At 59.8% G+C, this 4,102-nt stretch carries 4 protein-coding genes; all 4 read left to right on the top strand.

What is annotated here, in order from left to right:
* Positions 1–1,105 (top strand): AsmA family protein (locus V6C07_RS07470; RefSeq protein ID WP_333535734.1); only part of this gene is annotated, 1,105 nt, incomplete at its 5' end.
* Between the two features lie 547 nt (positions 1,106–1,652).
* Entirely contained in the window at positions 1,653–2,501 is an 849-nt protein-coding gene (motA, locus tag V6C07_RS07465; RefSeq protein WP_333535733.1) for a flagellar motor stator protein MotA, read from the top strand.
* 457 nt (positions 2,502–2,958) lie between these two features.
* Positions 2,959–3,666, top strand: coding sequence for an OmpA/MotB family protein (locus V6C07_RS07460; RefSeq protein WP_333535731.1), 708 nt, complete (start codon positions 2,959–2,961; stop codon positions 3,664–3,666).
* Positions 3,667–3,952: 286 nt separating this feature from the next.
* Positions 3,953–4,102, top strand: a 150-nt coding sequence (locus V6C07_RS07455; protein WP_333535736.1) for a shikimate kinase, incomplete at its 3' end; no start/stop codon positions are given.

Genomic DNA, 4,102 nt, shown 5'->3' with positions numbered 1-4,102 from the left:
TGGGCTGCCGCTCAAACCCGTGGCGCAGGGCGTCACGGACGGGCTGAACCTCAAGGCCCGGATGGCGTACGGCAACAACAGCCTCAACCTTTCTGACATCCACGCCCGCGTGGACGACATAACCCTGCGCGGACAGTTCCGTCTGGGCCTTGAACCCGGCAAACCCCTGTCCATAACGGCGGATGTTCAGCTCAGCGCCATCAATCTGGATAATTACCTGCCCCTGCCCGATACCGCCGGAAAAAACGGCAAAACGGGTGCCGCGCCCGCAGGCGGAGCGGCAGCGGCAAGGAGCAGTGAAGCGGGCAAAATTCCCATGCCGGACATCAATATCCGCCTGACCCTGGCGCGCCTGAGCATGGAAAAGCTTCAGGTTCGTGACATTCAGCTGGCGGCGCAGGGCCTGCAGGGCAACTACACCATCACCGCCCTCAACGGCGTTCTCGGCAGCGGCGGAAAAATACATGCCACCGGAGCCGCCCGCCTGGCTGACGCCGCCAATCCGGCCTACGCCATCAAAGGCACGGCCTCAGAAGTCAACATGGGCAACCTGCTGGAAAGTCTCGGCAAGGGACGCCCCCTGAACGGCGTCGCACGACTTGAGGCAGACCTGACCTTTGCCGGAAAAAACGCCACAGCCCTGCAAAACAGTCTTTCCGGAAAAGGCCAGCTTGAAATTCGCCAGATGCACCTGGAATCCATGCCGACACTGCCCAGGAACATTCCCGGCCTTCAGGGGCGCGTACCCGAAACCATTGACTTTGTACGTGCGCCCTTTACGGCACGGAGCGGCGAAATTACCGCCAACCCCATCAGCGCTGGCGCACAGGGCCTCAGCGCGCGTGGACGGGCCGTAATCAGCCTGCCGCGCCGGAATCTGGACGCGGCCATCAACGTGGAAACACTGGGCATGACCATACCGCTTATCATTCGCGGGCCATTTGACAATATCTCGTATTATGCGGACCCGCGCTTTGCCCTGGACGCTGCCAGCAAACTGCCCGCCATTTTGCAGGGCAAAAGCAAAAAGAACGATTCGGATCCGCAGCGACAGGACGACATGCGCGGCGCCGGTGATCTTATCCGGGGTCTTTTCGGGAGATAACGCCCGGCATTTCATGGCGGGCTGGCTGCATTTCCGGCCGCATGGGCCGTCCGCCCCCGGACAAAAAACCGGTCGGCGCGCCGTTGTTTGAGGCTGGCCCAGAGGACAATCTTGCAATCCGTCTGGTGTTGCGGTGAACGCGCGTCTGGAGTACCCTTGGGCGAGTACGCCGCAATAACCGGAACCACGGGCGTTTTCACCGCGCATGCCTTGCGGTGAAATGCCTTCCCGCACCGGCGCGCCTGCTGGGCGTTGCCCGCAAGGCCGGAAAGTGGCGCGGCGGCTTTTGGGCAAAACTTGCCTTTTCCGCCTGACAGGCTAAAGCTTTTGGTCAGGCGGGCGTTAAGAAATCAAGAGGGCCGTTTTACGGTCCGGATTCGCGCAAGAACGTCTTGCGCCGCTGCGGGGCTTGTGGCCCGTCCGGCATGTCCGCTGAGCAGAGCTACCAGCCTGTGACGCGGCCTGCGGCAGTTTTCCGGGGTACGGTTTTCCCCGGCACGGCAGGTGAAAAAACGACACAGGATGAATTGAGCCTACAGGCGGCACTATGTATTTATTAATTGGTCTAGCCATCGTCGCGGGTTCGGTGTTCACGGGCTACACCCTGGCCCACGGTGAATGGGGCATACTTTTCCAACCTGCGGAATTTATTATTATCCTTGGCTGCGGACTGGGAGCTTTCTTCGGTTCGCAAACCAAGTACACTTTCGGGCTTATTCTCAAAAGCCTGAAGCACCTGTTTGCCGACCCCGGCTCAAGCAAGGGCCGCTATCTGGAAACCCTGGCCCTGCTCTACGCGCTCTTCTCCAAGATGCACCGCGAAGGCGTCATCAGCATTGAAAGTGATGTGGAAAAACCGGAGTCCAGCCCCATTTTCAGCAAATATCCCAACATTTCCAAAGACACCAAAATCGTCAACTTCATCGGCGACACCCTGCGGGTTTACCTGACTACCGGCGACCCCGCAGATATTGACAGCCTCATGGATGTGGACATCGCCACCATGCGCGAAGAAGGCATCCTGCCCGCGCATGCCGTGTCACACATGGCCGAATCGCTGCCGGGCATGGGTATTGTTGCCTGCGTTCTGGGCGTGGTGCTTGCAATGGGCAAGATCAACGAGCCGCCGGAAGTGCTCGGCCACTACATCGGCGCGGCCCTTGTGGGCACGTTCTTCGGTATTCTCTGCTGCTACGGCCTGTTTGGCCCTATGGGGTCAAAGCTTGAAAACTACGTGGCCGAAGAGCATTTCTACTATCATTCCGTCAAAGAGGCCGTGGCTGCCGCCATTCGTGGCTCCACCCCCCTTATTGCCGTGGAATACGGGCGCAGGGCCATTCCTTATCCTTTCCGCCCCAGCTTCGCGGAAATGGAAGACAAGCTGAAGAGCGGCTAGGCAAGCCAGCCTTCGGGACAAAACAGACATCGGCGTAAACCGGCCAGTACTTTTTTCGGCAGCCTGCGTACCGCGTCTTTATGCCGCAAGCTGCACACGCCGGCCCGTGACACAGGCATTCCCGGCCCCTTTCGCTGCAGAACAGGCGGCATTGGCAGAGCCACAACGTTTTTATTGTCCACCGCTCCGCCATACCGAAGCGCATAGGGCGGGACACCCGCAGACGGCGGAAACTCCCCGGCATTGAACTCGCGTGGCTGGCCGTGGCGGCGTACCTTTCTTCCGTCAACGATGTAGTGTATATTTGCATTATGCAGGGGACGCGGCGCTTCCCGCGCCGGAGCCTTTAAAGACCGTCCCCAACCGGGCGCGCCGCTTTTGCCGCATGGCATGACGCGCAGCGCGGCATATCCGGCAGCCCGCGCCGGGCACGGCATAAACCTGAGGAGTCTGCTTTATGGGCGGCGCATGGAAAGTCGCTTATGCCGACTTTGTTACGGCCATGATGGCCTTCTTTCTTCTGCTCTGGGTGCTCAGCATGGTTCCCCCCGAAACACGGGCGGGCCTCGCCGCGTACTTCAGCGGAGACCGCAACTTTGACTCCAGCTCCACATCGCCCGTCTCCAACAACCCCTTTATCCAGAATACAGACAAGATAGACACGCGCGACCTCAAGATCAGCGAAGTGGAAAAATCTCACTACGCCATTGCCCAAAAAATCAAGCAGCTTCTCATGGCCGATGCTGTTCCCCAGAGCGCATCGGGCATCAGCGCCGACGACGTGGGCGTGCAGTTGCGGGTCAACTCCGACATCATGTTCAAGCACGGCACTGTTGAACTGCTGCCTGAGGGCGACAGGGTGCTTTCGTCCGTGCTCAAACTGATGGAAGAGTACAACCTCTATCTGGTGGTGCGCGGCCACGCGGACTCAGCCGAGGCAGCCCCGCCCTTTAGCTCCGCCTGGGAGCTTTCCGGCGCGCGCGCCGCCGCCATGGTCAACTATCTGGCGCAGCACGGCATCAAGGCCACCCGCATGCGCGCCGTCAGTTACGGTGATACCCGTCCGCTCAAGCCGGGCATTGACGAACAGAGCCGCGCCATGAACCGGCGGGTAGAGTTTTTCTTCCACCGCCCCGAAGTCATGTCGTACAGCGTGGTTTACTAGACAGTGTCGTCACGAGATGAATTTCCTTGGTATATCAAGGAGGACGAGCCTTTTATGCAGGGAGTGTACTCTTATGGTACTCGACCGGAATAAAAGGCGAAGTCCGACGCAGAGATACCGGGAAAGGCGCTCGTGACGACACTGTCTAGGGCATTTACACTTTTTCAAAGGTACAAAGCTCTGGCTGCCTTCGTCTAACGCCCTTTGCCGTAACGGTTAAGGCGCGCCCGCAGGCGGGCCGATTGTTCTCACTGCGCCAAAGGGCGCACAGCCCTCAGGAAAACCCATGCCGCTCATCTTTCTCGTGGGTCCCAGAGCCTGCGGCAAAACCACCGTAGGGCGCGCACTGGCCCGACGCCTTGGCCTGCCCTTTGCGGATACGGACCATTACCTCCACAGCCGGACGGGCAGCACCGTGGCCCAGATTGTCGCTGCG

The sequence above is a fragment of the Desulfovibrio sp. 1214_IL3152 genome (genome assembly GCF_036763055.1).
Taxonomy (GTDB): Bacteria; Desulfobacterota; Desulfovibrionia; order Desulfovibrionales; family Desulfovibrionaceae; genus Desulfovibrio.
The sequence above is the reverse complement of the archived record's forward strand: the minus strand, read 5'-3'. Positions and strand labels throughout refer to the sequence as shown.